At 59.4% G+C, this 26831-nt stretch carries 27 protein-coding genes and 2 tRNA genes; 16 read left to right on the forward strand and 13 right to left on the reverse strand.

What is annotated here, in order from left to right:
• Window positions 1-210 precede the first annotated feature (210 nt).
• The 3 genes from ABL922_RS11140 to ppa form a co-directional block, all read right to left on the reverse strand.
• Window positions 211-867: a TonB family protein gene (locus tag ABL922_RS11140; RefSeq protein ID WP_349024287.1), complete on the reverse strand. Its 657-nt coding sequence runs from the start codon at window positions 865-867 to the stop codon at window positions 211-213.
• Between the two features lie 156 nt (window positions 868-1023).
• A complete protein-coding gene (locus ABL922_RS11145) occupies window positions 1024-1335 on the reverse strand; it encodes a hypothetical protein (RefSeq protein ID WP_349024288.1) in 312 nt (103 codons plus the stop codon).
• Window positions 1332-1868, reverse strand: coding sequence for an inorganic diphosphatase (gene ppa / locus ABL922_RS11150; RefSeq protein ID WP_349024289.1), 537 nt, complete (start codon window positions 1866-1868; stop codon window positions 1332-1334). The genes ABL922_RS11145 and ppa overlap by 4 nt, the downstream gene beginning before the upstream one ends.
• A gap of 287 nt (window positions 1869-2155) precedes the next feature.
• Between ppa and hisS the strand changes: the two genes are divergently transcribed.
• The 3 genes from hisS to ABL922_RS11165 are packed head-to-tail and all read left to right on the forward strand — an operon-like array spanning window position 2156 to window position 5232.
• Window positions 2156-3484: a histidine--tRNA ligase gene (gene hisS / locus ABL922_RS11155; protein WP_349024290.1), complete on the forward strand. Its 1329-nt coding sequence runs from the start codon at window positions 2156-2158 to the stop codon at window positions 3482-3484.
• On the forward strand, window positions 3481-4569 hold the full coding sequence (gene prfA / locus ABL922_RS11160; RefSeq protein ID WP_349024291.1) for a peptide chain release factor 1: 1089 nt from the start codon (window positions 3481-3483) through the stop codon (window positions 4567-4569). Before hisS ends, prfA begins: the two co-directional genes overlap by 4 nt.
• A gap of 21 nt (window positions 4570-4590) precedes the next feature.
• On the forward strand, window positions 4591-5232 hold the full coding sequence (locus ABL922_RS11165; RefSeq protein ID WP_349024292.1) for a glutathione S-transferase family protein: 642 nt from the start codon (window positions 4591-4593) through the stop codon (window positions 5230-5232).
• A gap of 144 nt (window positions 5233-5376) precedes the next feature.
• On the opposite strand, the gene ABL922_RS11170 is transcribed toward ABL922_RS11165, so the two are convergent.
• A complete protein-coding gene (locus ABL922_RS11170; RefSeq protein ID WP_349024293.1) occupies window positions 5377-5511 on the reverse strand; it encodes a hypothetical protein in 135 nt (44 codons plus the stop codon).
• Between the two features lie 48 nt (window positions 5512-5559).
• Here ABL922_RS11170 and ABL922_RS11175 point away from each other — a divergent pair, with 48 nt between their 5' ends.
• Both ABL922_RS11175 and ABL922_RS11180 read left to right on the forward strand, forming a co-directional pair.
• Window positions 5560-5928, forward strand: coding sequence for a BlaI/MecI/CopY family transcriptional regulator (locus ABL922_RS11175; RefSeq protein ID WP_349024294.1), 369 nt, complete (start codon window positions 5560-5562; stop codon window positions 5926-5928).
• A complete protein-coding gene (locus tag ABL922_RS11180) occupies window positions 5925-7547 on the forward strand; it encodes a M56 family metallopeptidase (protein ID WP_349024295.1) in 1623 nt (540 codons plus the stop codon). Before ABL922_RS11175 ends, ABL922_RS11180 begins: the two co-directional genes overlap by 4 nt.
• Before the next feature lie 108 nt (window positions 7548-7655).
• On the opposite strand, the gene ABL922_RS11185 is transcribed toward ABL922_RS11180, so the two are convergent.
• On the reverse strand, window positions 7656-10562 hold the full coding sequence (locus ABL922_RS11185; protein ID WP_349024296.1) for an insulinase family protein: 2907 nt from the start codon (window positions 10560-10562) through the stop codon (window positions 7656-7658).
• A 164-nt stretch (window positions 10563-10726) separates the two neighbouring features.
• On the opposite strand from ABL922_RS11185, the gene ABL922_RS11190 reads away from it, so the two are divergent.
• The 9 genes from ABL922_RS11190 (at window position 10727) to ABL922_RS11230 (ending at window position 18154) form a co-directional block, all read left to right on the forward strand.
• Window positions 10727-11653 (forward strand): MBL fold metallo-hydrolase, encoded by a 927-nt coding sequence (locus ABL922_RS11190; RefSeq protein ID WP_349024297.1) that lies wholly within the window; start codon window positions 10727-10729, stop codon window positions 11651-11653.
• Entirely contained in the window at window positions 11635-12342 is a 708-nt protein-coding gene (locus tag ABL922_RS11195) for a DUF4230 domain-containing protein (RefSeq protein ID WP_349024298.1), read from the forward strand. The genes ABL922_RS11190 and ABL922_RS11195 overlap by 19 nt, the downstream gene beginning before the upstream one ends.
• A gap of 159 nt (window positions 12343-12501) precedes the next feature.
• Window positions 12502-13512 carry a quinolinate synthase NadA gene (gene nadA / locus ABL922_RS11200; RefSeq protein ID WP_349024299.1) on the forward strand — a complete coding sequence of 337 codons (1011 nt, stop codon included), beginning with the start codon at window positions 12502-12504 and terminating at the stop codon, window positions 13510-13512.
• A complete protein-coding gene (locus ABL922_RS11205) occupies window positions 13509-14189 on the forward strand; it encodes a hypothetical protein (RefSeq protein ID WP_349024300.1) in 681 nt (226 codons plus the stop codon). Before nadA ends, ABL922_RS11205 begins: the two co-directional genes overlap by 4 nt.
• A gap of 213 nt (window positions 14190-14402) precedes the next feature.
• Window positions 14403-15548 (forward strand): DUF2853 family protein, encoded by a 1146-nt coding sequence (locus ABL922_RS11210; RefSeq protein WP_349024301.1) that lies wholly within the window; start codon window positions 14403-14405, stop codon window positions 15546-15548.
• Between the two features lie 83 nt (window positions 15549-15631).
• Window positions 15632-15997 carry a DUF3592 domain-containing protein gene (locus tag ABL922_RS11215; RefSeq protein WP_349024302.1) on the forward strand — a complete coding sequence of 122 codons (366 nt, stop codon included), beginning with the start codon at window positions 15632-15634 and terminating at the stop codon, window positions 15995-15997.
• Between the two features lie 45 nt (window positions 15998-16042).
• Window positions 16043-16489 carry a PaaI family thioesterase gene (locus ABL922_RS11220; protein ID WP_349024303.1) on the forward strand — a complete coding sequence of 149 codons (447 nt, stop codon included), beginning with the start codon at window positions 16043-16045 and terminating at the stop codon, window positions 16487-16489.
• A complete protein-coding gene (nadC, locus tag ABL922_RS11225) occupies window positions 16489-17337 on the forward strand; it encodes a carboxylating nicotinate-nucleotide diphosphorylase (protein WP_349024313.1) in 849 nt (282 codons plus the stop codon). Before ABL922_RS11220 ends, nadC begins: the two co-directional genes overlap by 1 nt.
• Window positions 17327-18154 carry a ribonuclease T gene (locus tag ABL922_RS11230; RefSeq protein ID WP_349024304.1) on the forward strand — a complete coding sequence of 276 codons (828 nt, stop codon included), beginning with the start codon at window positions 17327-17329 and terminating at the stop codon, window positions 18152-18154. The genes nadC and ABL922_RS11230 overlap by 11 nt, the downstream gene beginning before the upstream one ends.
• On the opposite strand, the gene ABL922_RS11235 is transcribed toward ABL922_RS11230, so the two are convergent.
• The 8 genes from ABL922_RS11235 to aroA all read right to left on the reverse strand — a co-directional run bounded on the left by ABL922_RS11235 (window position 18151) and on the right by aroA (window position 26168).
• Window positions 18151-18573, reverse strand: a complete 423-nt coding sequence (locus ABL922_RS11235; RefSeq protein ID WP_349024305.1) for a DUF4112 domain-containing protein — start codon at window positions 18571-18573, stop codon at window positions 18151-18153. The two genes, ABL922_RS11230 and ABL922_RS11235, sit on opposite strands and share 4 nt — an antisense overlap.
• 19 nt (window positions 18574-18592) lie before the next feature.
• Window positions 18593-20041: an ABC transporter substrate-binding protein gene (locus ABL922_RS11240; protein ID WP_349024306.1), complete on the reverse strand. Its 1449-nt coding sequence runs from the start codon at window positions 20039-20041 to the stop codon at window positions 18593-18595.
• The gene (locus tag ABL922_RS11245) at window positions 20038-21573 is read right to left on the reverse strand and encodes a peptide ABC transporter substrate-binding protein (protein ID WP_349024307.1); all 1536 of its coding nucleotides are present in this window, start codon (window positions 21571-21573) and stop codon (window positions 20038-20040) included. The genes ABL922_RS11240 and ABL922_RS11245 overlap by 4 nt, the downstream gene beginning before the upstream one ends.
• A 58-nt stretch (window positions 21574-21631) precedes the next feature.
• Window positions 21632-21717: transfer RNA gene (locus ABL922_RS11250), tRNA-Leu, on the reverse strand.
• 65 nt (window positions 21718-21782) lie between these two features.
• On the reverse strand, window positions 21783-22061 hold the full coding sequence (locus ABL922_RS11255; protein WP_349024308.1) for an integration host factor subunit beta: 279 nt from the start codon (window positions 22059-22061) through the stop codon (window positions 21783-21785).
• Window positions 22062-22240: 179 nt separating this feature from the next.
• Window positions 22241-23947 (reverse strand): 30S ribosomal protein S1, encoded by a 1707-nt coding sequence (gene rpsA, locus ABL922_RS11260; protein ID WP_349024309.1) that lies wholly within the window; start codon window positions 23945-23947, stop codon window positions 22241-22243.
• A 266-nt stretch (window positions 23948-24213) separates the two neighbouring features.
• Window positions 24214-24840, reverse strand: coding sequence for a d(CMP) kinase (locus ABL922_RS11265; protein ID WP_349024310.1), 627 nt, complete (start codon window positions 24838-24840; stop codon window positions 24214-24216).
• On the reverse strand, window positions 24837-26168 hold the full coding sequence (gene aroA / locus ABL922_RS11270; RefSeq protein ID WP_349024311.1) for a 3-phosphoshikimate 1-carboxyvinyltransferase: 1332 nt from the start codon (window positions 26166-26168) through the stop codon (window positions 24837-24839). The genes ABL922_RS11265 and aroA overlap by 4 nt, the downstream gene beginning before the upstream one ends.
• Window positions 26169-26323: 155 nt before the next feature.
• Between aroA and ABL922_RS11275 the strand changes: the two genes are divergently transcribed.
• Entirely contained in the window at window positions 26324-26641 is a 318-nt protein-coding gene (locus ABL922_RS11275; protein ID WP_349024312.1) for an FYDLN acid domain-containing protein, read from the forward strand.
• A 111-nt stretch (window positions 26642-26752) separates the two neighbouring features.
• Window positions 26753-26828 (forward strand) — tRNA-Ala (locus tag ABL922_RS11280).
• The last annotated feature ends 3 nt before the right edge of the window (window positions 26829-26831 follow it).

Below are 26831 nucleotides of genomic sequence, written 5' to 3' on the forward strand. Positions count from 1 at the left end.
TTCGGCAACTTAGTGCTGAGCCACGGTTTCATCGTGCCGAGTTCGTCGATGTCCCGCCGCTTCAGGTCGGCGCGGAGACGGCCCACGTCCTCCTGGAGCGCGGCGACCGCGTCGGCGACCACCGGGGAGGGGGCGAGCGAAGCGAGCCTTGTGCCCTCACAGGCCCTCCCCCGGCCCCTCCCGTAAACGGGAGGGGGGGGAAGTAGCGTATCAATCGATCGTGAACCGCACGCTCAGCGTCTGCCAGTCCTCAACCGGAACATCCCCGCGCATAGCAGGCGTGAAGCGCCATGCCTTCAAAGCCTGTTTCACCGTCGCTCTGCCGAAATCGGGGTGGGTCGCCCGCACCACCTGCGCCTCGCGCACACGGCCATCAGTGCCGATTAGAACGCGGATCGATGCGCTGCCCTCGATTTCCTTTTGCAGCAGACCTGACGGATAGTCGGGCTGGAAATCGCGGGCAAAGCGCGGATCGCGGCTGGCTGCGCGGAAGATCGGGGCAGGCGGTTCGACGATCGGATCCTGAAAGTGGATTTCGCCACCGCTCTTTCCATCAACATTGGTGAAAGTGTCCGTTTCGGTGGTACCGGTGCGAATGTCGTTATCGTTTTCTGTTTGCGTATCGGTTTTGATCGGCGGCACATAGACATCGTCCTTGATCGGCTTGGTGTCGGTGTCCGGCTTCTTCTCGTCCACCTTGGGCGGCAGAGGTTCGATATCGATGGCCTCGCCGATAAACGGATCGCGCTTGATCTGTTCGACCACCACTGGCGACAGCGCGACCGCCAGGATGATGCTGCCATTCAGCCCGATGGCGAGCGCCATGCTCATGGGGTTGGGGCGTTTGTTTTCGGATGCGTAACTCATTGCAGCTCCTCTCCTGTAGCTGTGCGGCTACCGGCCCGGAGCGAATGCGAATCAGCCGATCCGGGCCGATAGTCGCGAGTTAATGATACAACATAACATAGCAGTGTCAAGAGGATGACGTAACGGAAATCCGTGCTCCGCTACATTCCTATCGCTTCAGCTTTTGATCGCGCAGATCACGCCCGACGAAGTCACCACGCCCAAAATCTCCGGATCCTGCAGCGCCCTGGTGCGCTTGACGAACTCCTCGATGGTGATCTGGCTCGCCTTTTTGCCCTGCAATTTCTTGAGGCCGTTGAGCTTGTTGAGCTGGAACAGCGACAGCCGGTCGACCATACGATCGGCCATGCAGCCCGCAATCGGCTTCGATAGCCCAGCATCGGTCAGCGCGGTGCGGATGCGCGTTTCCGGGGTCGCACAAGCGCCGAGCGCCAGCGCAATCGCTGGAACCAGCATCGCCCGCTTCATACGCCATGTTCCCTGGCACGCTCGACGCATTCGACGATGATGCGCTTGGCCTCGCCGACATCGCCCCAGCCATTGAGCTTGGCCCATTTGCCGGGCTCAAGGTCTTTATAGTGGGTGAAGAAATGCTCGATCTGCTGCAGCACGATCGGCGGCATATCCTTATAGGTCACGACGTCTGCGTAATAAGGGAAAGTCTTGTTCACGGGTACGCAGAGCAGCTTCTCATCGCCGCCAGCGTCGTCTTCCATCATCAGCACGCCGACTGGGCGGCACTTAACGACGGCGCCCGCAACAATCGGCGAACGAGCGACGACGAGTGCATCGAGCGGATCGCCGTCTTCACCCAGCGTGTGCGGCACAAAGCCATAATTGGCGGGATAACGCATCGGGGTGTGCAGGAAACGGTCAACGAACAGCGCGCCAGACGCCTTGTCGAATTCATATTTCACCGGCTCTCCGCCGATGGGAACTTCGATCAGCACATTGAGGCTTTCGGGTGGATTATCACCAGCAGGGATCAGGTCGATACGCATGGGAGTAGGCCTTTATGGTTGTTTGGCGCGGCCCCTAGTCGAATATTGCGGCTTACGGAAGGCTGAATAGGGGGGGCTACGACCAAAGTTTGCCGTGATAATCCTCCCCATCGACTTGCGATGGGGAGGGGGACCGTTCGGCGCGAAGCGTCGAATGGTGGAGGGGACAGCGACGATGCAATTCCCCTCCGTCATCGCTTCGCGATGCCACCTCCCCATCGCAAGTCGATGGGGAGGATTTGTGCCTATTCCCCGGTCCACAAAAAGCCGCTAGGGACGCCCGCATCATGGCAAAGATTCAGACCCCCCAGCCGGTGCGCGGCACGCAGGACATGTATGGCGAAACCGAGGAGCGGTTTGCGCATGTTGTCTCGACCTTTGAACGCGTGCGGCGGCTCTATGGTTTCAAGGGGCTGCAACTGCCGGTGATCGAGCTGACCGCCGTTTTTTCGCGATCCTTGGGTGAAGCAACCGATGTGGTGTCGAAAGAAATGTACACCTTCGATGATCGCGGCGGTGATTCAGTCACGCTGCGGCCCGAATTTACCGCCGGGATTGCGCGGGCGTATCTCACCAACGGCTGGCAACAACATGCGCCGATGAAGGTGACGACGCACGGGCCGCTGTTCCGGTACGAACGCCCGCAAAAGGGTCGCTATCGCCAGTTTCACCAGATTGATGCAGAGATTATCGGTGCAGCGGAACCGCAGGCCGATGTTGAATTGCTGGTGATGGCGGATCAGTTGCTGCACGAGTTGGGCATTAATGAGGGTGTCACTTTGGAGTTGAACACGCTCGGCGATGTGGCGAGCCGTGATGCGTGGCGAGCGGCTTTGATTGCCTATTTCAACGACCATAAAGATGTGCTTTCTGAAGACAGCCTCGCGCGGCTGGAGAAAAACCCGCTGAGAATCCTCGACAGCAAAGACCCCGATGATCGCGGTGTCGCCCATGCAGCACCCCGGATAGACGATTTTTTGAGCGGCGAGGCGCAGGATTTCTTTGGCGCAGTCACCGCCGGTTTAGACGCCGCAGGTGTGGCGTGGACGCGCAACGCCAAATTGGTGCGCGGGCTGGATTATTACCGCCACACCGCGTTCGAATTCACCACCGACCGGCTGGGCGCGCAAGGGACAGTGCTCGGCGGTGGGCGTTATGACGGGTTGATCGAGAATCTGGGTGGCCCTGCGACGCCTGCTGTCGGCTGGGCTGCGGGTATTGAGCGGTTGGCTATGTTGGCTGGGCGAGGCCAAAAAGCCAGAACGGACTACGTGTTAATTCCGATAGGGGTGCAAGCCGAAGTCTACTGCGCCAGCCTTATTGCCAAACTTCGCCGCAAAGGCCTATTTTGCGACATGGCCTTTAAGGGCAATGTGAAAAAGCGCATGCAGAGAGCTGACGCTGCAAATGCCCGAGCTGTTATCATTGTGGGCGACGCCGAATTGGCATCCAGAACCTTGAAGGTAAAACATTTGGAGACAGGTGAGGAGGCAGTTCGCGAGCGTGTTGAGATCGAGCGACCGGAAAATGGCGCTTCTTATACCGAAGCTTGTTTGCTTCATGGTTTGGGTGGATTGACCTTCAATCAAGGTGGCAAAGAGTTTAGCCCAGCGTGACCCAAATTTCCCCCCAACGCATCGCGCAGATCGAGGCGCGGTTTGCCGAGCTTGAGGCGCGAATGGCGTCCGGCACGCTGGAGGGCGACGCCTTTGTGCAGGCGTCGAAGGAATATTCGGAAATCGAGCCGGTGGCGAAGGCCGTCGCCGACCTGCGTGGGTTGCGCGACGAACTGGCGGGGCTGGAGGAGATGCTCGCCGGGGACGATGCCGATCTGAAGGCGATGGCGGGCGAGGAAATCGATGCCGTGCGCGCGCGGATCGAAACCGCCGAACATGATCTCGCCATCCTCCTCCTCCCCCGCGATGTCGCCAACCAGCGTTCGGCGATGCTTGAAATCCGGGCAGGCACTGGCGGGGATGAGGCGGCGTTGTTCGCCGGCGATCTCTATCGCATGTACGAACGCTATGCAGCGGCGCAGGGCTGGAAGGTCGAATCGATTTCGATGAGCGCCTCCGACGTCGGCGGGTTCAAGGAAATTGTTGCCGCGGTTTCGGGCGCGGGCGTTTTTGCCAAGCTGAAGTTCGAGAGCGGCGTGCACCGGGTGCAGCGCGTGCCGGTGACCGAAAGCGGCGGGCGCATCCATACCAGCGCGGCCACGGTTGCGGTGCTTCCCGAGCCGACCGAGGTCGATGTCCATATCGACGACAAGGATCTGAAGATCGACGTCTATCGCGCCTCGGGCGCAGGCGGGCAGCATGTGAACACCACCGATAGCGCGGTGCGGATCACCCACGCGCCGACCGGCATCGTCGTCACCTGCCAGGACGGGCGCAGCCAGCACAAGAATAAGGAAAAGGCGATGCAGGTGCTGCGCGCCCGCATCTATGAAAAGGAGCGCGAGGAGGCGCAGGGGGCAGAGGCCGAGGCGCGCAAGGCGATGGTCGGCAGCGGTGACCGCAGCGAGCGCATCCGCACCTATAATTTCCCGCAAGGCCGCGTCACCGACCATCGTATCAACCTGACGCTGCACAAGCTGCCCGAGATATTGGAAGGCGGCGGCCTTGCCGAAATGGTTGATGCCCTGATCGCCGAGGACCAGTCGGCGCGATTGGCAGGGATGGACGCCGGACAGAATTTTTGACCGAAAGAGGAGAGTGCGACGATGAAATTATACCAGTCAGTTGGCCCCAACCCCCGCGTTGTCCTCTTCTACCTTGCCGAAAAAGGCCTTGAGATCGACCGCGCCTTTGTCGACATCCGCGCTGGCGAGAACCGGCAGGGCGAATGGCTGAAAAAGCACCCGCGCGGTGGCATTCCGGTGCTTGAGCTTGACGATGGCAGCCTGATTTCCGAAGCCACGGTGATCTGCGACTATCTGGATGAGCGCTTTCCCGATAAGCCGTTGGCAGGGGCAACGCCCGAGGCGCGCGCTGCCGTCCGTTCCGCGATCCGCCATATCGATTACAGCATCGGCAGCCCGATGATGAACGGCTTTCGCAGCGCCGAAGGCCTGCCGATGTTTGAGAACCGGATGCTCTGCGTTCCCGAAGCGGCGCCGGGCAACAAGGCCTATGCGCAGGATGGTATGCGGCAGGCGGATGCGCTTTTGGCAACGCAACCCTTTGTGGCGGGTGACAGCTTCTCCCTCGCAGACATCGCCTTGTTCTGCTGGGTCGAATTTGGCGCGATGGTGGGGCAGAACATGCCCGACGATGCGGCGCATCTGAAAGCCTGGCGTGACAAGGTGGCGTCGATGCCGTCCGCAATTGCCAGCGCCGATCCCAAACATGGATTGGCTGCCTAAGCGCAACTAACGATTTGGGGAATGCCGGGACGGGTTGGTGCGAGACCAGTTAAGCAACCAACCCGTCCATGGCGTGTGGGTGTTGAACATCTATCCTTATGCAGTGCCCGTGCCAGTTTTGATACGCGCAATAAAAACAATGTGTTAGTTGGTTATGGCGGCGTTAACTTTTGCCGCGCTGTAAAATTTGCCGACATTTTGACACGCTTTCCCCTTTTGCCATTCATCCACCGGCAGATGTCGTTTGTCGAAGCGATGGTTTACATCCGTAATCGACATGACTACGCCTGTAATCGAATATGGGGCAACATAGGTAAGGTGATTCTGATGTCCGAACGTATCAGCGAGGCAGAACTGGCGGTGATGGAAGTTCTCTGGGAGGAAGCACCCCTGACCGCCACCGATGTTGCCGGTAGGGTGGCCCGCCAGCGCGACTGGTCTTTGGCAACGGTGAAAACCCTGCTCTCGCGCCTCGTTGCGAAAGAAGCCATCGGCCATCATCTCGACGGTCGCCGCTTCCTCTATTCGCCACTGGTTCAACGCGAAGCCTATGTCTCGCGCGAATCGCGCCGTCTGGTCGACCGCTTTTTCGGAGGCAAGCTTATGCCGCTGGTCGCGCACCTCGCCGAGCAGCAGAGCCTGAGCGACGATGATATTGCCGAAATCGAAAAGCTGCTGAGGGAGATGAAATCATGACCGAATGGCTGAGCGATACATTGCTGGCGACCAGCGCGCTGCTGTTGCTGGTGCTTCTCATCCGGACCCCTGTCGCCCGCCATTTCGGGGCGGGGACGGCCTATTTCCTCTGGGCACTGCCCGCCGCACGGCTGTTCATGCCGACCCTGACCCAAGAGGTTAGGGCTCCGGCTTTGCCTGCTGACAGTGCGATTGTTGCGGGTGTTCGCGATGCAGCGCTTTCTGCTGTTGCCACCGGCGCGCCTGTTTCTCCGACAACGGGAATGGCAATCGACTGGTCTATGGTCGCTCTATCGCTCTGGCTGGGCGGTGCGGCTTTGCTCTTCATTGTGCAGATGTATCGTTATACCGCGATGCGTGAGGAATTGTTGAGCGATGCGCGTGAGATTGATGTGATCGATGGCATCCGCATCATCCAGACTGATCGCATTCCGGGTCCGCTCGCCTTCGGCCTGCTCAAACGTTATGTCGCCGTGCCACGCGAATTCACCCGCACTTTCTCCCCCCGCGAACGCGAACTCGCGCTGGCGCACGAACTGGCCCACCATCGTGGCGGAGACCTGTTCGCCAATATGGCAGCCTTCATCTTCCTGTGCCTGATGTGGTTCAATCCGCTCGCATGGATGGCGTGGAGCGCCTTCCGTTTTGACCAAGAGGCAGCCTGTGATGCGCGCGTTGTCGCCGGTGCCGACGCCTCTACCCGGCAAAGCTATGGCCGTGCCCTTGCGCGCACAGCCACCGAAGGGCTGCCTGCTTTCGCGATGGCGCTCAATAATCCCAAAACGATAATCCAGAGATTGAGGAGATTGATGATGAACGAGACCAGCAAGGGTCGCCGGTTGACGGGCAAGCTGGCGATACTGGCAGCAACTGCCATTGCCCTCCCACTGACCGCTACAGTTGTTCCCGTATTTGCACAGGACGAACCGGCGTCCACCGAGAGTCGGGACGACAAGACGACCGAGGTGCGCAACCACAAAGTGGTTATCGTCAAAAACCAAGGCGGTAAGCCGGTCGAAATCGACATAGCTGGAGATGCCGAAACGCCGTTCGTCAAAAAAATCGAAAAGGATGGCAAGACGATCATCCTGCGATCGAACAAGGAAATGAGCGAAGCAGACGTGGCCAAGATGGTTGCCGATGCAGAGGCCTCCCGCGCCGCGGCTGAAGCGACTACCGATGGCTCAAAAAAGACCGCAACGTTCATCCGCGTCGATAGGGACGGCAAGCTGGCTGATCCTGCTGGCGCTGAACATATGCACTTCGTTGTTGACGAAGTGGTGATGCCCCCAATGCCTCCGGCAGCCCCAGGTGCCCCGGCTGTCGCCGTGCGCAAGGTGCAGTTCAAATGCAATGACGGCGATCTGGTTACAGCCAATGTAGCAGGTAGGAACGGCGACGAAAAAACGAATGTTAAAATTGCAATGTGTGCGAAGACGCATGCCAAGATTGCCCGTACCCATGCTATTCAGGGCCTTAAAGAAGCCCGCGAGAGCATCAAGCGCGATGCGGACATACCCGAATCGGTACGCAAGGATGTCCTGAAAAGCCTTCAGGAAAATATCGAGCAGCTGGAGCGTGAACTGAAGAACGCGCCCGAAGCCAGCGGCGACTCCTGACCAATTTCAGCAACAACGGCCAATTAGGGGGTTTTCTCCGAAGCTAGCTCCCCAGCATCGCTTCGCAAACTTGAAGGGGCGGATCTTGATGATCCGCCCCTTCTTGTGTCAGTTGGGTGACGTTCCGAACTGTCCAGCGATCGCTTTGCTGACGATGCGGAAATCCTTACGTCGGGCATCGGTCAGATATATTTGGGCGATTTTTTGAAGGTCGGCTGCGGTCACAGTTTCGATCATTGAGCGCGTCTTGCGCACGCGCTCCAGCCGCACCGGATCGCCCTGTGCTTGGGCAATCGCCGACTGCCAGAAGGCGTTTTCACGGCTGTCCTTGTCGAATTTTTCAAGCAAGGGCTTGCGAGCGCGGGTGAGCAGATCGTCACTCACCGGTGTATCGCGCATTTCCTTGGCGATCCTGCCAATCGCCGCATCGACCGCCGCCATCTTGCCGGGTTCGGCGACAATATCGACCGAGATATAGCCAAAACCAGGGAATGCATCCGATGCAAAGGACTGGGTAATTGGCGAATAGGTCGCCCCCAATTCTTCGCGCACCACATCGGTCAGCCGGATTTGCATCACATCCGCCAGCATGTCGCGCAGAAAATCTGACCGCATGTCGCTGTCGTCAGTTGTGGCCCAGCGAACCGAAACCACAGCCTGGTCGTCCTTGCCTGCGTGGGTCACCGTTACTGGTTCGCCTCCTGTCGGCATGGTGATTTTTAGCGCCTTATCAGATGGCTTTGCCAGCCCGCCACGTTTAGGCAGAGCACCAAAGGTGCGGGCAACCATGTCGATCGCCTTGGCTTCGTCGATATCACCGGCCAGACTGACCTCAATCGGGCCGCTAGCAAGTTGAGGTTGCAGAACAGCTTTGAGTTCTGCCGTGTTGCGCTGGATCATCTCGGTCGGCTCTGAAAGCCCGATCCGTCCGTCGCCACCCGCCATCAGGCGAGGCAATTTGGTCTGCGAAATCCCGATAGGATTGGCGGCCAGCTGTCCAGTAAAGCCGGGCACCAGATTCTTCCAAAGCGTATCGGCTTCGGGGCGGTATCCGAACGCCTTCGTGTAAGCTGCCAGCACCTTCATCTGCAATTCGGCGTCTGCTGGTGTGGTTGTGCCCGATCCGCCAAAATATGCGTCGTCGGCGACCAGACGATTGAAGATGTTGCGCCCGGCAAGCAGCTTTTGCAATTCGTTCGAATCATGCGCTTCCAACGCGGCCTGTGGCGACATCGATGACATAAACGTACCTAGACCGGGCTTGTCGGCGGGGAAGGCTTGCTGGCCCTGACCGATACGAACGCCGAATGCGATTTTGCCCGCTTCGAAATCGGTTTTCTTGATGTTGAGCATCACGCCATTGGCAAACTTCACCGTTCGGACGCCAAGATCAGCGATCCGCGTATCGCTCGTAACCTTTCCTGCGGGTCCAAAATCGTCATAGGCGAATGCCTTGGCTACAGTCTCGGCCGGTGCTTCGACTGCAACTTTCATACTGTCCTGTAACAGCGCCATCGCGGTCGTCTTCAGATCGCCTATTGGTTCCTTGGTCGAAATGTGCAGGAAATTGGGTCCGCCCGCCCAAGCCTTGCGCAGCGTATCGTTGACCGCAGCGAGCGTGATCGAAGGCTTCATCTGGGCGAAACTGGCCAGACGATAGGCAGATGTCGTAACCACCGCCTTGTCATTCAGCGAATCGACAATGCGGTTGGCAATCTGTCCGCTCTGCTCTGAAGACGCCTGCAATGCCGCCGTTTTCAGGCTGTTTTCGCTATTGGCCAAGGCCTCGTCGAGTTCGCTTTGCGTGAACCCATGCATCAGCGCCCTGCGCAGTTCTTGCTCGGCGGTGGTGGCTGCGCCTTGCCAGTCGCCCTCTTTGCCATTGACCATCAACATATTCATTTGTGCGGCCTGAAACAGCTCGGTGATCGCGCCAAAGCCACCCGAAATACGGGTATCGCTTTTCAATGCGAGCTTGGCGAGCCGCTTGCTCAACATTGCGCTAACAAGGCCATCGACGATTTCCTGCTGGCGAGAGGCGTTGCTATCCTGCTTTGCGACATAGGGCTGAATGCGATAAAGTACCGCCTGTACCGGAATCGCCGCATCGACAAAGTTAGAGAGTTCGAACGGTTTGGCGGGATCGATTTTCCCACGAGCCATCGCTGCGCCCGCATCACCCTTGCCTTTCCATTCGGCGAAGCGCGATTTAATCTTGGCCTCTATTGCATCGACGTCGAAATCGCCGACCAGGACCAGGGCTGCATTTTCGGGTCGATAGTAACGTCGATAAAAGCTGCGTATTGTATCGGCGGAAACTGTTTTCAATACGTCTTCGGTGCCTATGGGTAAGCGGCTACCGAATGGGGCCTGTGGCATCAACGTCTGCATCTGCTGCTCGAACTGCCGAAGCCCCGGGCTGTTGCGCGTCTGCCGTTCAGACAGAACAACGCCGCGTTCACGATCGACCGCACCTTGCGAAATTGTCAATTCGCTCGCGGTTTCGCGCATCAGCATCAGCGCGGAATCGACCAGAGCTTCGTCGTTGCGCGGCAGTTCGAGCATATAGACGGTTTCGTCAAATTTTGTGGTCGCATTTGTATCCGCGCCAAAGGCCAAACCCAATCGTTCGAGAATTTTGACCATTTCGCCTTCAGGCACATTGGTCGAGCCATTGAAGGCCATATGCTCAAGCAAGTGCGCGATGCCGCGCTCGTTTTCTGCCTCAGCAATCGAACCGACGCCGATGCGCATCCGCACCGAACCGCCGCCCTTGGGCGTGGTGTTCTTCTGGATGGCATATTTCATCCCATTGGGCAGAACGCCATAACGCACCGCCGCGTCCGGGGTCAGGTCATTGACCGGATGGCCCCACGGCGTTTCCGTTGCGGCAATGGAGGCGGTTGCGGATGGCGCATCTTCGGCATGTGCCACGATCGGTGCGCTGCCGAGCATGAAGGCAATGGCGATGCCGGATGCCTGCAGGGTTCGGGTAAAAGACTGTTTCGTGGACATGATATGCTCCCCATGATGAATAAGCTGTCCAACACTCTTTACATGTCTGTCGAGAATGTTTGACATCATTGTTCGACAAGCGAGCAACAGCAGGCGGCGAACGACATGCGGATGATGCGTCAAAAATCCTTCCGCGACCGTTCGCAATGGGCCATAGCCGAATCATGAGCGACTGGCCCGACAGCATCCACGCAGGCGAAACCGAGCAGCATGAGCTACTGGTGCGGCGCGTGCTGGCGCCCAACCCCTCGCCGTACACTTTTACCGGCACGCAGACCTGGCTTGTCGGGGCCGGAAACGAAATTGCGGTCATCGATCCCGGCCCGGCCGGAAGCGGGCTTAGCATCGGCGATCCCGCCAACGTCACAAATGGGGATATGAATGGGGAGGGCCATGTCGAGGCGATCCTGCGCGCCGTCGGCGATGCCCGGATCATAGCGATCCTCTGCACCCACACCCACCGCGACCATTCGCCCGCTGCTGCACCGCTGAAGGCTCTGACCGGCGCGCCAATCATCGGCTGTGCTCCTTTGTCGATTGCCGACGATGGCCCCCGCGCCGACAGTGCCTTCGATCCGGACTATGCCCCCGACCGCATCCTTGCCGATGGCGAGAGCATTTCGGGCGAAGGCTGGACGATCGAGGCGGTCGCGACCCCCGGCCATACCAGCAACCATCTCTGCTATGCACTGTTTGAAAGCCGTGCGCTGTTCACCGGCGACCATGTGATGAAATGGTCAACCAGCGTGGTCAGTCCACCCGACGGCGATATGGCGGCCTATATGGAAAGCTTGCAAAAGCTCTACGACCGAGAAGACCGTGTCTATTACCCGGCGCATGGTCCGGCGGTTGAAAATCCAAGGCAGCTGGTGCGCGGCATGATCGGCCACAGGCGGATGCGTGAGCGGCAGATATTGAACTTGCTCGAACAGGGGCCGCAGGCAATCCCCGATATGGTCACCGAAATGTATAAGGGCCTCGACCATCGTCTGAAAGGCGCGGCGGGACGCTCGGTGCTCGCGCATCTGGTTGATCTCGAAAAGCAGGGCCGTGTGGCGCTCGATGGTGAGGCATGGCAGCTGGCGGCCTGACAGAGGGCGAGCTGCGCAACTGGGCGATGCGCGGGGCGGCGCTTGCCACTCCGATATTGTTCATCTTTGCAGTCTGGTGGGCGATGGACGGTTTCCGCTCGTTGCGCGACGGGCCAGCCCCCGAAACCGTTGCCAGCGCGAGCCTGCAGGGCCTGCGCGAACAGAATGTCCTGTCGGCTTTTGCCGCCAACTATGCGGCGGTCGTCACCAGCGAACAAAGCCGCTTCGGCTTCAGCGCAAAGAAGACGCTGATCATGCAGGGGCTGGTGCGGTATGAGGTCGATCTGGCAGCGCTGAAGGAAGACGATGTCCGCTGGGACGCCAATAGCCGCACGCTGCGCGTCAAAATCCCGCCGATCAAAACCGCCGATCCGCAGATCGACCTCAAGACTATACAGGAATATGGCGAAGGCGGCGTGCTCAGCACCCTGACCAATGTCGACGAGGTGCTCGACGGCGTGAACCGCGACAAGGGGCTGGCAGAACTGAGCAAACAGGCCAATGGCCCAGTCCCAATGAAGTTGGCGCGCGATGCCTTCAAGCGCGCAATCAAACAGAATTTCGAGGCCCCGCTGCGCGCCGCCGGGCTCGATGCCACGGTAGAGGCGTATTTCGCCGATGAGCTTGGCGGTGATGTGACAACCCGCTGGGATGAATCGACGCCGCTGGAAGAGATCGTCGGGAAATGATTTTGTTTCACGCAGAGGCGCAAAGAACGCAGAGGGTTTGGTTTTGACTCTCTGCGATCTCTGCGCCTCTGCGTGAAATAATATTTGCTCGCACGAAGACACGAAGCCACATAGCCCTTATATTGTATGCGATTGGCTTCGCCCGATTGGAGTTAGAAAATGAACGCCCCCGTCCGTGAAAACCTGTCCGGTCTTGACCTGCTCGCCGAAATCAACCGGCTGAAGAAGGAACGCAACGCCGTCATCCTCGCGCACTATTACCAGAAGCCCGAGATTCAGGATCTGGCGGATTTCGTCGGAGACTCTCTCGAGCTTTCACGCCGCGCAGCGGAAACCGATGCCGATGTCATCGCCTTTTGCGGGGTCAAGTTCATGGCGGAAACGGCAAAGATTCTCAGCCCGCAAAAGACCGTGATCCTGCCCGATATGGCCGCCGGCTGCAGTCTAGAGGATGCTTGCCCGCCGGGTCGGTTCAAGGCTTTTCGTGAGGCGCATCCCGATCATATCGCGCTCACCTATATCAACTGCTCGGCCGAGGTGAAGGCGCTGTCCGACATCATCGTCACCAGCAGCAGCGCTGAGACCATCCTTGCGCAAATCCCCAAGGAGCAGAAGATCATCTTCGGCCCCGACCGGCATCTGGGCGGTTATCTGAGCCGTAAATTCGGGCGCGAGATGTTGCTGTGGCCCGGCGTGTGCATTGTGCATGAGGCATTTAGCGAGACCGAATTGCTCAAGCTCAAGGCGCAGCATCCGGGCGCTCCCGTCGCCGCGCACCCCGAATGCCCGCCGCATATCATCGACCATGCAGATTATGTCGGCTCGACCAGCGGCATCCTGAAATATGCCAAGGAAGTACCCGGCGACACAGTAATTATCGCGACCGAACCGCACATCATCCACCAGATGCAAAAGGCGCTGCCGGAGAAGAACTTCATTGGTGCCCCCGGTGCAGACGGCAACTGCGCATGCAACATCTGCCCCTATATGGCGCTCAACACGCTCGAAAAACTCTACCTCGCGCTCCGCGACCTGCAGCCGCAGATTCATTTGGATGAGGGCGTGCGGCTGGCGGCCAAGAAGAGCCTCGACCGGATGCTGGAGATGGCGTCGAAGACCGTGGGGCAGGGGGATTTGGGGCGCAAGGATCTGGCCACTCCCAACCCATGAAGCATCGGTTTCGAATAGCTTTGGCAACAATAGGATTGGCGCTCGCTAGCCCTTCTTTTGCCAACCAGCCCGACGTCTCTATCACCGCCGAAGGGCAGGTCATCTATTATAGTGGCGAAGGCCGCCCTACACGGCTGAGCATACCGGGCAAATTCAAACAGGCCGCGCTCGCCCCCGACGACCGCACCGTCGCCTTCATCGAAATACTGGTCGAAGGCACCCCGGCCTATGACGATACGCGCACGCAGTTGTGGATCGCCGACGGCCCGACAGGACAGGCGCGGATTTTGTTCAAGCCCCGCCCTGCGGATGATCGCAAGGCGAATATGGCGGCGCTGTGGAATCCGGTCTTCTCGCTGAACGGCGGATTCATTTATGTCGAATCAGAAGCATGGGTCACCTCTGCGGCGATCCACCAGATCAATGTGAAGACCGGCACGGAGAAATATGTGGTCGATGGTTCGATCCATGCGCTGGTTCGTACCGGGCCGTATCGCGGTTATTTGCTGGTGCAGCGGCATCTCTATCCGAAAAATCCGGAGGATGGCGCCTATGACGAGGTGCATCTGATCCGCCCCGATGGCAAATTCATCGTCGCAGTTCCGGGTAGCAAGGATGGTGATCCGGTCGAAGCTGTCGAAGCCTGGGTGAAGGCCAAGGGCTGGAGCGCCTGGTAGCGCCCATAACCAAGGGCATAGACTCGATTCGCCTTTGCCCGAAAATCATTGTATAATCTTGAAAATTTGGAGTCGCGCAGATGCAAGTCGCTTGCGTTCCGGCTCCGGCCAAATAGGCTTCGCGCTCTTTAGAAACCTGGGGTGTGGCATTGTGCCATGCAGGGCTAAAACCGTGCTGCAGATAAGCGGCACATGGCATGGAAGGAAGCGTTTATGGCTGAAGACTGGCTGGCAGATGTCCGCAAATATGTGGCGGATGCTGATGAAACCGTAGTAAAGGCGATCGTTCGTTATTGCGGCATCGCCCTGCAGAATCGCGACAGTTCGCTGGTGGCATTTTCGGATTCGAAGGAAACCGACCGCGTCCGCGAGAATTTCCTGAAAAAGAAGCTGGGTCTGACCGATGGCGACGATGTGCTCGATTCGGCGATCGCCGCTGTCGGGCAACGGATGAAGGAAGACCGGACCAAGAACCGTGTCACCGTCTATTATCTGCTCGCCGAACATTTCGGTCTGCTCAACACCTTTGGCGGCGTTGCCGGTGTGGTTGGCGCAGCGGGTGCCGCTGCAGCGGCTGTGGCGAGCGCGGTTGGCGGCGATGATGACAAGGATGACGACGCCTCGGCAGCTCCGCTTGCAGCTGCAGGTCTTGGCGCTGCGGCAGTAGGTGCCTCGGCGGCAACAGCCACACCCGAACCTGTTGCGGTAGCAGCACCAGTCGCGCCCGAACCGGCTCCCGCTGCGGCGGCACCTGCCTATGCGGCATCAAGCTACGAGGATGAGGATAATAGCGGTGGTGGCCTTGGTTGGCTCAAATGGTTGCTGCTCGCTGCCTTGCTTGCAGCCTTGATCTTCTTCCTGATGCGTAGCTGCTCACCTGAAGCAACCGCTCCGGTCGATGATGGCACCACTACCGAAGCAACGGGCGGCGAAACCGCCGATGCGCCAAGCGACGCGGCCGCCGGCGATGCCGTCGCAAGCGAAGCGACAGCCGCTGCTGCCATTCCGCAAGGCGCGGGTGTGGTCGCGAGCGACGTCGCGGGCAAGCCCAAGCTCACGGTCTATTTTGACAGCGGCAAATCCGCCGTCACCAACGATCTGGCTGCGGCCGCGGCAAATGTGAAAGCCTATGTCGACAAGAACCCGACCGCAAAGTTGGCGGTTTCGGGTTATAACGACCCGACCGGCAATGCTGAGATCAACGCGCGGCTTTCGAAAGAACGCGCGCAGGGTGTGGCCAAGGCGCTTGAAGCAGCTGGAATCCCTGCGACAGCGATCGAACTGGTGAAACCAGAAGCGACCACTGACGCAGCCGTGGACGCAGCGGCGGCACGCCGGGTTGAAGTCACCGTCAAATAAGCGGGCAAGCATGCACGCGAAAAGGGGCGGAGCTTTGGCTGCCGTCCCTTTTTCTTTGCTCAAATCGCCGTTAAAGCAACATAATGACTTGGTTGATCCCGATCCTTCTGATGATAGCCGCTTTTGTCGGCTTCGGCGTCTGGCGAGGACGACAATTCGGGGAGTTGGCCCGTCGCGGTGTGCCTGTGACCGGACGCATCGTGCGTAAATTCCGCGCCGGAAGTGCCGAAATGTCGGGAAGCCGGAGCCGCCGTCTGGCATTCACCTATACTGGACCCGACGGGCGCGAATTTCGCCGCGCCGCATCGGTCAGTATCGGCAAATGGGCCGAATATGAGGAAGGCAGTGCAATCGCCTTAATCTGTCTGCCCGACGATCCGGGTGTCAGCGCACCGGCCTGGTTGGTAGAGCTTGCGCGGGAAGCTTTGGCGAAAAAAGGCAGGTTGTAGCAAATTCCGCTTTTCCACGGTGGCGACTTCAGTCTAGCTGCGACGATGACAGATAATTCAGAAGTTAAGGCGTCTATGCTGGCCCGTGGCCAGGCCGCCCTCGCCAGTCAGCCCTTCAGCGCGCTTATCGGGACCAGACTTTCCAAATGGAGTGCGGAGGAGGTCGAACTCGAGCTCGAAATAAGCGACAAAGTCCGCCAGCAGCACGGCTTCGTGCATGGCGGCGTGGTTGCGTATATGGCCGACAATGCCCTGACATTTGCAGGCGCCGCCAAGCTGGCGGGCACGGCGATCGTAACGGGCGAAATGAAAATCAACTATATTCGTCCGGCGGTTGGTGAGAAACTGATCGCTCGAGCATCAGCAATCAGTGGAGGCTCCACCCAATCGGTTGCGCGCTGCGAGGTATATTGCGTGATCGACGGCGTTGAAAAGCTGTGCGCAGCCGCGCAAGGCACAATCAACAAGCTGCCCGAGCGAGGAGAGAAATGATGGCCTTCGATCTTCCCGGCTTTGATCTTGACGATTTCGTGCGCGCTACGCTCGCCGAAGACCTTGGCCCGACGGGGCGCGACGTCACCTCAGAAAGCGTAATCCCAGCTGATATGCGCTTTGCAGGAGTAATGGACAGCCGTGACCCGATTGTTGTGGCGGGGCTTCCGATAGCGGCGGCCTTTTTCCGCCATCTCGATCCCGAAATGGAGATAGAGGTGTTAGCGCACGAAGGCCACGGCGTTGAGGCTGGGACAGACTTGATGCGGATTCGGGGCAAGGCGCGGGCGATGCTGACAGCCGAGCGGTCTGCTCTCAACACGGTGCAGCATCTGTCGGGTATTGCGACGATGACGCGGCGTTATGTGATGGCGATCCGGGGCACGGGTTGCACGCTGCTCGACACGCGCAAGACCATCCCCGGCCTGCGCTTGCTTGAAAAATATGCAACGCGGATGGGTGGTGCCACCAACCATCGCATGGGCCTGTGGGATGCAGCGATGATCAAGGACAACCATGTCGCCGTCGCCGGCGGCGTGGCCGAAGCGGTCCGGCGCGCCAAGGATGCTGGCGTTGAGCGCATCATATTGGAGGTCGACCGGATCGAGCAGATTGAACCGGGCCTGTCGGCTGGTGCGACGCATTTGCTGCTAGACAATATGGACGTTGAGGAGTTGAAAGCGGCGGTGAAGCTGGTCGATGGCCGCGTACCCACAGAGGCGAGCGGGGGCGTCACGTTAGAAACCATCCGCGCCAAGGCCGAAACCGGTGTGACCTATATCTCGGTCGGCCGACTGACGCAGAGCGCACCTGCCGCCGATATCGGGCTGGATTTCGATGTGGTCTGACGAAGCAGGCGCGAAGAATCACCGTAGCCCTGAGCTTGTCGAAGGGCGCTTTGATGCACGGCGTGCTTCGACAGGCTCAGCACTACGGTTTTCGATCCTGTTCGCGCTTCTAGCCCTGCTCGCAACCTCGGCGCCGCACCAACCGGCGCTTGCCCAGGCTTGGCAATGTCGCCCGGCCGCCAACCTGCCGCGCCCACAGCCTGAATATTCCGAAGCCAGAGAGGTGCGTCGCACGGCGATTGACGGCTATATTCTCGCGCTCAGCTGGAGCCGCGAACATTGCCGGGGTCGGGAGAACAACCCCGCTGATGCGCTGCAATGTGACAAGTCGATGGGCGAATTCGGCTTTGTGCTGCACGGGCTATGGCCTGAAGCCAAGGGCCCAAATTATCCGCAATGGTGCCGCAGGGCGGAGCCTCTGTCTCGGGCAGTTGTGGCACAGAATATCTGCATGACACCCTCGGTGCAGTTGCTCCAGCACGAATGGGCAAAACATGGCACCTGCATGGCGCGCAAGCCTGAAACCTATTTCGGCGCGGCGCGGCTGTTGTTCGATGCGATGGAATTTCCCGACATGGACCGCTTGTCACGGCAAGGCGAAAAGGAAGGCACGCTGACGGTTGCACAGCTGATCGAGGAATTTGCCCTCAACAATGAGGGGCTTTCGGAGAAGGCGATCAAAGTCAAAACCAACCGCCGGGGCTGGCTGGAGGAGGTGCACATCTGCCTCGATAAGAAGTTCAAGCCGCGCGCCTGCCCGGCCTTTACCCGCGGTGCACCGACAAGCGCGCAGATCAAGATTTGGCGGGGCAGCTAGCCGTCTATCACCCGTGTGCCGGGGTGATGTTTATCGAGATGCTTCTTGATGATCCGCAAATTCTTGCTGTTTGACCGCCAGATGAAGTCGAACGCGTCGCCCACCAGCGGGATGGCACCCAGCGCGGTGTCAATACCGACATTGGCGGTCATGCGCATCAGTTGCCACTTCGACATACCCAGATTTCGGGCTTCCCAGACCATATAGGCCCCCATGGCTGCGGTGATCAGATCGCCGAGCACCGGAACCAGACCGACAACCGAATCGAGCCCGAACGGGATTTTGGTGCCGGGAATATGGAAACTGCGTTCGAGCAACAACTCCAGCGCCTCAACGCGCTGCCGCACCGAATGCGGATCCCTGCTCATGGTAGGCAAGGATTTGGCTATCTGGTCTAACTGGTCCTGCGAAATGGGCATAGGGCCCTCCTTCATCCGCTTATGTCGGGTCGTGCCCCAGATATTGCAAGGGATGCCATCCACGCGGGTTCTGCGCAAAGCCCAGCAGGCCGTCGCGCACCAGCGACCAGCGCACCGGGTTGGCGATCGGAATGAAGTTGCGGGTGGCGATCAATTCCCGCTCAGCCTCACCCCAAAGTCGGATACGCTCCTCGCGCGTCAGGGCCCCTCGTGCTTCATCGAGCAGACGGTCGGCCTGTGCGCTGCAGACCGGCGTTGCCCGGCACGACATCTGGTCAAGATACCACCCGGGGCTGGAAATATCCGCGACGCGATCGACAAGGACGAGATCGGCGTCTTGGGCATAGGTCACGCGTTCAACATCGAGGCCGATCGCTGCAAGGTCGCTGCGGATGCGCGCGAAGAGGATACGGCTGCCTGTTCCGCGCGGCATGGCAATGCGTAACGGGCGCACCCCACCATTTGCCGCTTCCCATGCGGCTATAGTCGAACGCGCGCTGGCCTTGCGTTGCTGGGCATTCTGGCTGGCCCAGCTTGGCCGTGGCAATTGTTCGCGGTTGGTGAGTGCTTCGGGGGCGAGCGTCAGCGTTTCTCGCCAGTCGGTAATGCCAAAGGAGGTAAGCAGGCGCGGGCGATCGATTGCCATAGCGATGGCTTCACGGTTGGAGGAGCTAGACAGGAAGGGACCATCACCCTTTACCAACAGCCCGAACAGTCCCGGAACGGCATCGAAACGCGTTCCGGCTTCATTGCCGTCCGTGGCGGTCAGCAACGGTAGATGCTCGAACCGCCCGTTCAGCACCAAATCGCTCTGCCCAAGCGCAAAGCGGGCGAGCGCGCGCGAAGGCGCGTGCGCGGCGAGGATCACCCTTTTTTCGTCAAAGGCAATCGAGCCATCGATTTCGTCGATCCGGTTGCGCAACTGCAGGCTTCCCGAAATGCGCTCGGCCACCATCGGCCCCGAACCATTGGCTTTGTGGATCATGCCAAATTCGGGTTGGGCCAGCAGTTCCAGCAGATTTGGCACCGGCGCTTTCAGCCGGATTTCAACCACCTTGCCGGTCATCGGCAGGATCTTGTCGATTTTGGCGAGCTCATCGCCAAATCGCGATCCGCGCAACTCGGCAACGCGGGTTTTCAGTGCAGCGGCCACCTCAACCGAACGGACCTCGCGGCCATTGTTCCACCGCGTTTTTTGCAGGCGGAAAATATAGCCGAGATCGTCATCGGTCACGATCCAGCGGGAGGCCAGCGCCGGAACGACGCGCCCTTCGGCATCAAAGGCGACAAGTCCTTGTGCTGTTGCATTGCGCAAATTGGCCGACGCCGGCGACAGCGGCATGCGCCCGACCGCGATTTCACGCGGGCTGTCTTCGACAACATCGACCCGCAGACGATTGTTGTCGATCCCGCCCGAACAGGCGGACATGGTCAGCAGCGCGCCGAAAAGGGCCAAAGCGCGCTTCATTGGGCTTTCCATAGCGTGCGGCTGGGGTGGACGTTGCCCGGATTGTCCTGCCAACCGCGAACCTTGGGGCTCACGAGCGAGCGCGATGCGTAGAAATAGAGCGGCAGGATCGGCATATCTGCCATCAATATCCTTTCCGCCGCGCGCATCAACCCTGCACGACGCACTGCGTCGGGCTCGGCCATCGCCCGCTCAACGGCTGCGTCGTAATCCGGGTTTGCATAGCCCGAATAATTTTGCGGACCTGTTTCGCTCATATGGACCGTCAGAAAGTTTTCGGGCGCGGGCAGGTCGGCGATCCAGCCCGAACGGGCAAGCTGGAAATCGGCGCGTTTCAGGCTGTCAAAATGCAAGCTGGCCTCGCTGTTGAGCAGCTTGGCCTCGACGCCAAGGTCGCGCCACATTGTTGCCATCGCGACGGCAGCGCGGCGATGTTCGGTCGAGCTGTTGAAACGGATTTCAAACCGCAAAGGGCGTTTGGGGCCATAGCCTGCGGTTTCGAGTATTTCCCGCGCGGCCTGCAAACGCTCGTTGCGCGGTTGCGCTGCCCAGTCAGGTCGGAAACTGTCACCGCCGTCCAGTCCTGGGGGCAATAGTCCCCAAGCCGGGATGTTGCCCGCGTCGACCATTTGCTTGGCAATCCAGTCCCGGTCGATAGCCATGGAAAGCGCGCGGCGAACGCGCGCATCGTCAAACGGTGGTTTGCGCGTGTTGAAAGCGAAATAATAGGTGCCGAAGAAAGGCGAATTGCGGACGATCGCGGGATGTTTCTGGAGCAGCCAATGATGCCGCGCGGGGGTATATTCGCCGACGATGTCTGCTCCGCCCGCGAGAACAAGGCGCATCGCCGAGTTGAGATTGTCCATCGGTTTCCAGACAATGCGCGCTGTTTTCGGCGCGCCGCCATGCCAGTGCGGGTTTGCTTCCAATGTCAGTTGCTGGCTCAGCTTCCATTCGGTCAATCGATACGCCCCGCTTGTCACCAGCGGGCGTTCGGCCGCCCATTTTTCTCCCGCCGCATCAACGCGGTGAAACGGGAGCGCTGCGATCGCAGGATGCGCGAGCAAAGCCGGCAATTGCGGAAAGGGGTTTTTGAGCCGAACGATGACCGTTTCCGCGTCCGGGGCTTCGATGGCTTCGATCACGCCGAACAAGGCCCCATGGGGTGAACCGCTTTGCTCATCATGGATACGGCGAAATGCCTTGTCGAACACTTTGGCGGTCAGCGGATGTCCGTCGGAAAAGCGAAGGCCCGGTCGCAAGCGGAATATCCAGACGTGACCGTCCGGACTGGTTTGCCAGTTCTCCGCTAGCCCGGCCTCTGCTGCGCCCGTCGCATCGAACCGTGTGAGCCCTTCGAACAGGTCTGCAGCGATACGCGTCGAGGCGAGGTCAGAAACTATCTGCGGATCAAGGCCACGGGAATCGACCTCCATCACGCGGATGATGCTGCCTTCGCCCGCATTTACTTCGTCATATTCTGCGCCGCAGGCGAAAAGGAAAAGGGCAAGGAACGGGGCAAGCCAGCGCATAGCGCAAGACTAGGCGGTGCCCCGCATGAGAGCAACTCTGCATTCGCAAATAAGGGGTTGGTGCGGACGGCGGGACTTGAACCCGCACGCCCAAAGGGCGACAGATTTTAAGTCTGTTGCGTCTACCGGTTTCGCCACGTCCGCACACAAAGGCGCATGGCACAGCACAAGGCGCGATGCCAGACTTCTGTTATCGAAAACTGCGATTGTTACTTGTTCAGGCGCTCGCGGATTTCTTTACCGGGCTTGAAATAGGGCACGCGCTTGGCAGGAACGTCAACCGCATCGCCGGTGCGTGGGTTACGGCCTTTGCGCGGGTTGCGCGATCGGGTCGAGAAGGCGCCAAAGCCGCGAATCTCCACACGACCACCTTCGGAAAGGCGCTGGATGATCTGATTGAAGAAGAGATCGACGATACGTTCGACCTCTTCGCCGGTCATGCCCGGATTTTCGGCTTCTAGTTTTTTGACCAGCTCAGATCGGATCATGGCAAATGCCTCCAAAACAAACCGGCCCGCAGACTCGGTTTCACCCCTCAACATTGCAGATGGTGACAGAAAAGTGCCGCGCTTACAATGGCATTATGACGATTTGTAAAATCGGGAAGGCAACAAAAAAGGGGCCGTTCCATAACGGAACAGCCCCTCTCTATAACCTTTGTTAGGTCTTACTTCTTGGCACCCTTCAGGGCTTCGCCAAGAATGTCGCCGAGCGAAGCGCCCGAATCCGACGAACCATATTGCTCGACAGCCTGCTTTTCTTCGGCAAGCTGCAGCGCCTTGATCGAGAAATTCGGCTTCTTCGAACGGTCGAAGCCGGTGATCATGGCGTCAAACTTCTGGCCAACCTGGAAGCGGTCAGGGCGCTGTTCGTCACGGTCACGGCCAAGATCGGCGCGCTTGATGAAGCCGGTCGCACCATCTTCGCCAGCCTGGACTTCGAGGCCGCCATCGCGGACTTCGAGGACGGTGACGGTAACGGTCGCGCCCTTTTTCAGGCCGCTCGACGAAACAGCACCACCTGCGGTCGGCGCGCCCTTTTCGAGCTGCTTGATGCCAAGGCTGATGCGTTCCTTTTCGGCGTCGATATCGAGGACGATCGCCTTGACCATTTCACCCTTGCGGTGGAGGTGGAGCGCGTCTTCACCCGAAATGCCCCATGCGATATCCGACATGTGGACCATGCCATCGACATCGCCATCGAGGCCGATGAACAGACCGAATTCGGTCGCATTCTTGACTTCGCCTTCGACGGTCGAGCCAACCGGGTGCTTTTCTGCAAATGCTTCCCAGGGATTGGCCTGAGCCTGCTTGAGGCCAAGGCTGATGCGACGCTTTTCCAGATCGACATCGAGAACGACAACGTCGACTTCCTGGCTGGTCGAAACGATCTTGCCGGGGTGGACGTTTTTCTTGGTCCAGGACATTTCCGAAACATGGACCAGGCCTTCGATGCCGGCTTCGAGTTCGATGAACGCGCCATATTCGGTGATGTTGGTGACGGCACCATGCAGGCGAGCGCCCACCGGATATTTCGCAACGGCACCTTCCCAGGGATCCGATTCCAGCTGCTTCATGCCGAGGCTGATGCGCTGTGTATCGCGGTTGATGCGAACGATCTGCACCTTCACAGTGTCGCCGATGTTGATCATTTCCGACGGGTGGTTGATGCGCTTGTAGCTGATGTCGGTGACGTGCAACAGGCCATCGATGCCGCCCAGGTCAACGAACGCACCATAATCGGTGATGTTCTTGACGACGCCTTCGATGATCTGGCCTTCAGCGAGATTCAGGATCAGGCCCGAACGCTGTTCAGCGCGGGTTTCTTCGAGGATCGCACGGCGCGAAACGACGATATTGCCACGGCGACGGTCCATCTTCAGGATCTGGAACGGCTGGGCGATATCCATCAGCGGGCCAACGTCGCGCACGGGGCGAACATCAACCTGCGAACCGGGAAGGAACGCAACGGCGCCGCCGAGATCGACGGTGAAGCCGCCCTTGACGCGGCCGAAGATGACGCCTTCGACGCGGTTGCCAGCGGCGAATTCGCCTTCCAGCTTGTCCCATGCGGCTTCGCGGCGTGCGCGATCGCGCGACAGCACGGCTTCACCGTTCATGTTTTCGACGCGGTCGACATAGACTTCGACTTCGTCACCGACATTGAGATCGGCTTTCTGGCCGGGCATCGAGAATTCGCGCAGGGCCACGCGGCCTTCGCTCTTGAGGCCGACGTCGATCATCGCGAAGTCGTTTTCGATTGCGGTTACGGTGCCTTTGACGACGCGGCCTTCAAAGCCGCCTTCTGCACCACCGAGTGATTCGTTGAGCAACGCTTCAAAATCGTTGCGGGTAGGGTTAGGCGAAGTTGCCATGGTTAGAGTTCCTTACTTACGCTTTATCCGGCCAATCGGTTGGTTCCGATGGTCTTTGACCAGACTGCCCTATTGGCCCCATGCCAATAAAGCGTTCGTTTTAAGAGGCTTAGCAAAGCACTTTATCGTCATGCTGAACTTGTTTCAGCATCCATCCATCAACTGAGACCGTCGGTCTGTGTGGCGAAATGGACCCTGTGACGAAGTCCACCAGCGGTGAACCAAGTTCAGGGTGACGGCGCTTTGCTATTGCAGCGCCCCGCCGTTCAACCACCCCGAAGCTTATGCTCCACAGCGGCAATCGCGGCTTGAACGGCTGCGCCTATAGTCAAATCGCCTGTATCTAGCAAGTGCGCGTCTTCCGCGGGTTTCAGCGGCGCATCGGCGCGTTCGGTGTCGCGTTTGTCGCGGGCACGGATATCGGCAAGAATTGTTTGATAGTCGACCTCGGCGCCGCGGCCCTGCATTTCCCTGAAACGGCGTTCGGCGCGGATTTCAGCGGAGGCAGTGACGAACAGTTTTACGTCGGCATAAGGTGCGATCACCGTGCCGATGTCGCGCCCGTCGAGCACCGCACCGCCGGGTTGGTTGGCGAAATCAACCTGACGCTGATTGAGCGCGGCGCGCACCTGCGGATGCACCGATACCCGGCTGGCAAGCCCGCCCGTTGCCTCGTCACGCAGCACGGGATCGTCGAGAAGGCTGTCGGGAAAAGTGCAGGCCGCCACAGCGTCAACAGGGCTGTCTGCATCACCGTCATTGAGCGCCACCTGCCGCCCGACAGCGCGATAGAGCAGGCCGGTGTCGAGCCACGGCAATTTATAGTGTGCGGCGAGCGCCTTGGAGATGGTGCCTTTGCCCGACGCGGTGGGGCCGTCAACCGCGATGATCATGCGACGGCCAGACCTGCCAACATTGTTTCGAAAGTGGGAAAGCTGGTCGCTATCGGCGACACATCGTCAACGGTCACGGCCTCACGCACATTCTGTCCTGCAACCGCAAAGCTCATCGCGATGCGGTGGTCGAGTGCGCTGGCAATGGTCGCGCCGCCGGGCAATGGCGCGCCGCCGCTGCCATCGATGATCAGACCATCTTCGCACTCGTCGACCGTGGCTCCAATCGCAGTCAACCCCGCCGCCATCAGCGCCAACCGGTCACTTTCTTTGACGCGCAATTCGTCCAGACCGCTGGTGATCATGCGCCCCTCGGCCATGCTGGCGGCAACAAAAAAGACCGGGAATTCGTCGATCATGCTCGGCGCAACATCGGGCGGAACCTCGATGCCTTTCAGCGCCGAATGCCGCGCCGTGATATCCGCGACGGGTTCGCCGCCGACCACACGCTCGTTCGAATAGGTGAGGTCAGCCCCCATCGCCTCGAGCATTTTGAAAATGCCGGTGCGCGTCGGGTTCATGCCGACATGGGTGACGGTGACTTCGCTGCCGGGCGTGATAAGTGCGGCGACAATCGGGAAGGCTGCGGAGGAGGGGTCGCCCGGCACTTCGATCGTCTGGGGTTTCAGCTCTGCCTCGCCGTGCAGGCGGATATGGCGCACACCTTGCGCGCCGGTTTCGATCGACAGTTCGGCGCCAAAGCCCGCCAACATTCGCTCGCTATGGTCGCGGGTGGGCACGGGCTCGATGACTTCGGTGATCCCCGGCGTGTTGAGCCCAGCCAGCAACACTGCCGATTTGACCTGCGCCGAAGCCACAGGAAGACGATAACTAATTGGTATAGCAGGGCAAATTCCGCGCACCATCAAAGGTAAACGCCCGCCGGGACTCGCATTGAATTCCGCGCCAGTCAGCGACAATGGATCGATCACCCGCCCCATGGGCCTTTTGGAAAGGCTCGCATCACCAACAAAGGTCGCGCTGATCGCATGGCTGGCGACCAGCCCCATCAGCAGGCGGGTAGAGGTGCCGCTATTCCCCATATCCAACGCATTTTGCGGCTGGAGCAATCCGCCAACACCTACGCCATGGATGCGCCATTCACCCTCACCAGAGCGCTCGATGCTCGCGCCCATCGCGCGCATTGCGGCGGCAGTGGCCAACACATCTTCACCCTCGAGCAAACCCGACACCCGGCTTTCGCCAATGGCAAGTGCTGACAGCATCAGCGAACGGTGGCTGATCGATTTGTCGCCGGGAACCCTGACCGAGCCGCGAAGCGGCCCGCGAGGGGCAAAGGAAGCGGGGCGGGGAAGGGCGCTGTACATAGGTCAGGTGCTTTGCTTTCACACCGTCCTTAAGTCAACGCTTACACTAATTTTTGACAGGCGGTCTGCACTGTGGCAAGGGCGGCGCCTGTTTGCAGCGAGTCTCCTTTGCGACCTCGCATTTCACGCAATTTTGAAAGGATTACAGGCCCACCATGGTGAAGGCTGAATGGGGAACCAAGCGCACTTGCCCGAAATGCGGCACGCGATTCTACGATCTGACCAAGGACGAACCGGTTGAATGCATCGAATGCGGCAACCAGTGGACGCCTGAGCCGGTGCTGAAATCAAAGCAGCCGCTGCCTTATGAAGAGATCGAAAAGAAAAAGGACGATGCCGATCTGGGCGACGACGATCTCGACATCGATGTCGACGCGGTCGATGGCGATGTTTCGCCCGACAACGACGTCGATCTTGGCGGTGATGACGACCTTGGTGTTGCCGGAACCGAAGGCGATGGCGACGAACAATAATGCTTAAACGGGCGGGGGAGTGGTAATGCCATTTTCCCGCTTGCAAATCCGGGGGCAGTGCGGCTAAAGGCGCGCCTCTGAAATGCATAGCCGCCCCGTTGCGCGGCATTCGGGGCCTTAGCTCAGCTGGTAGAGCGCTACACTGGCAGTGTAGAGGTCAGGGGTTCGACTCCCCTAGGCTCCACCATTT

Origin of the sequence: Sphingorhabdus sp. (assembly GCF_040079335.1) — a bacterium.
Lineage (GTDB): Bacteria > Pseudomonadota > Alphaproteobacteria > Sphingomonadales > Sphingomonadaceae > Sphingorhabdus_B.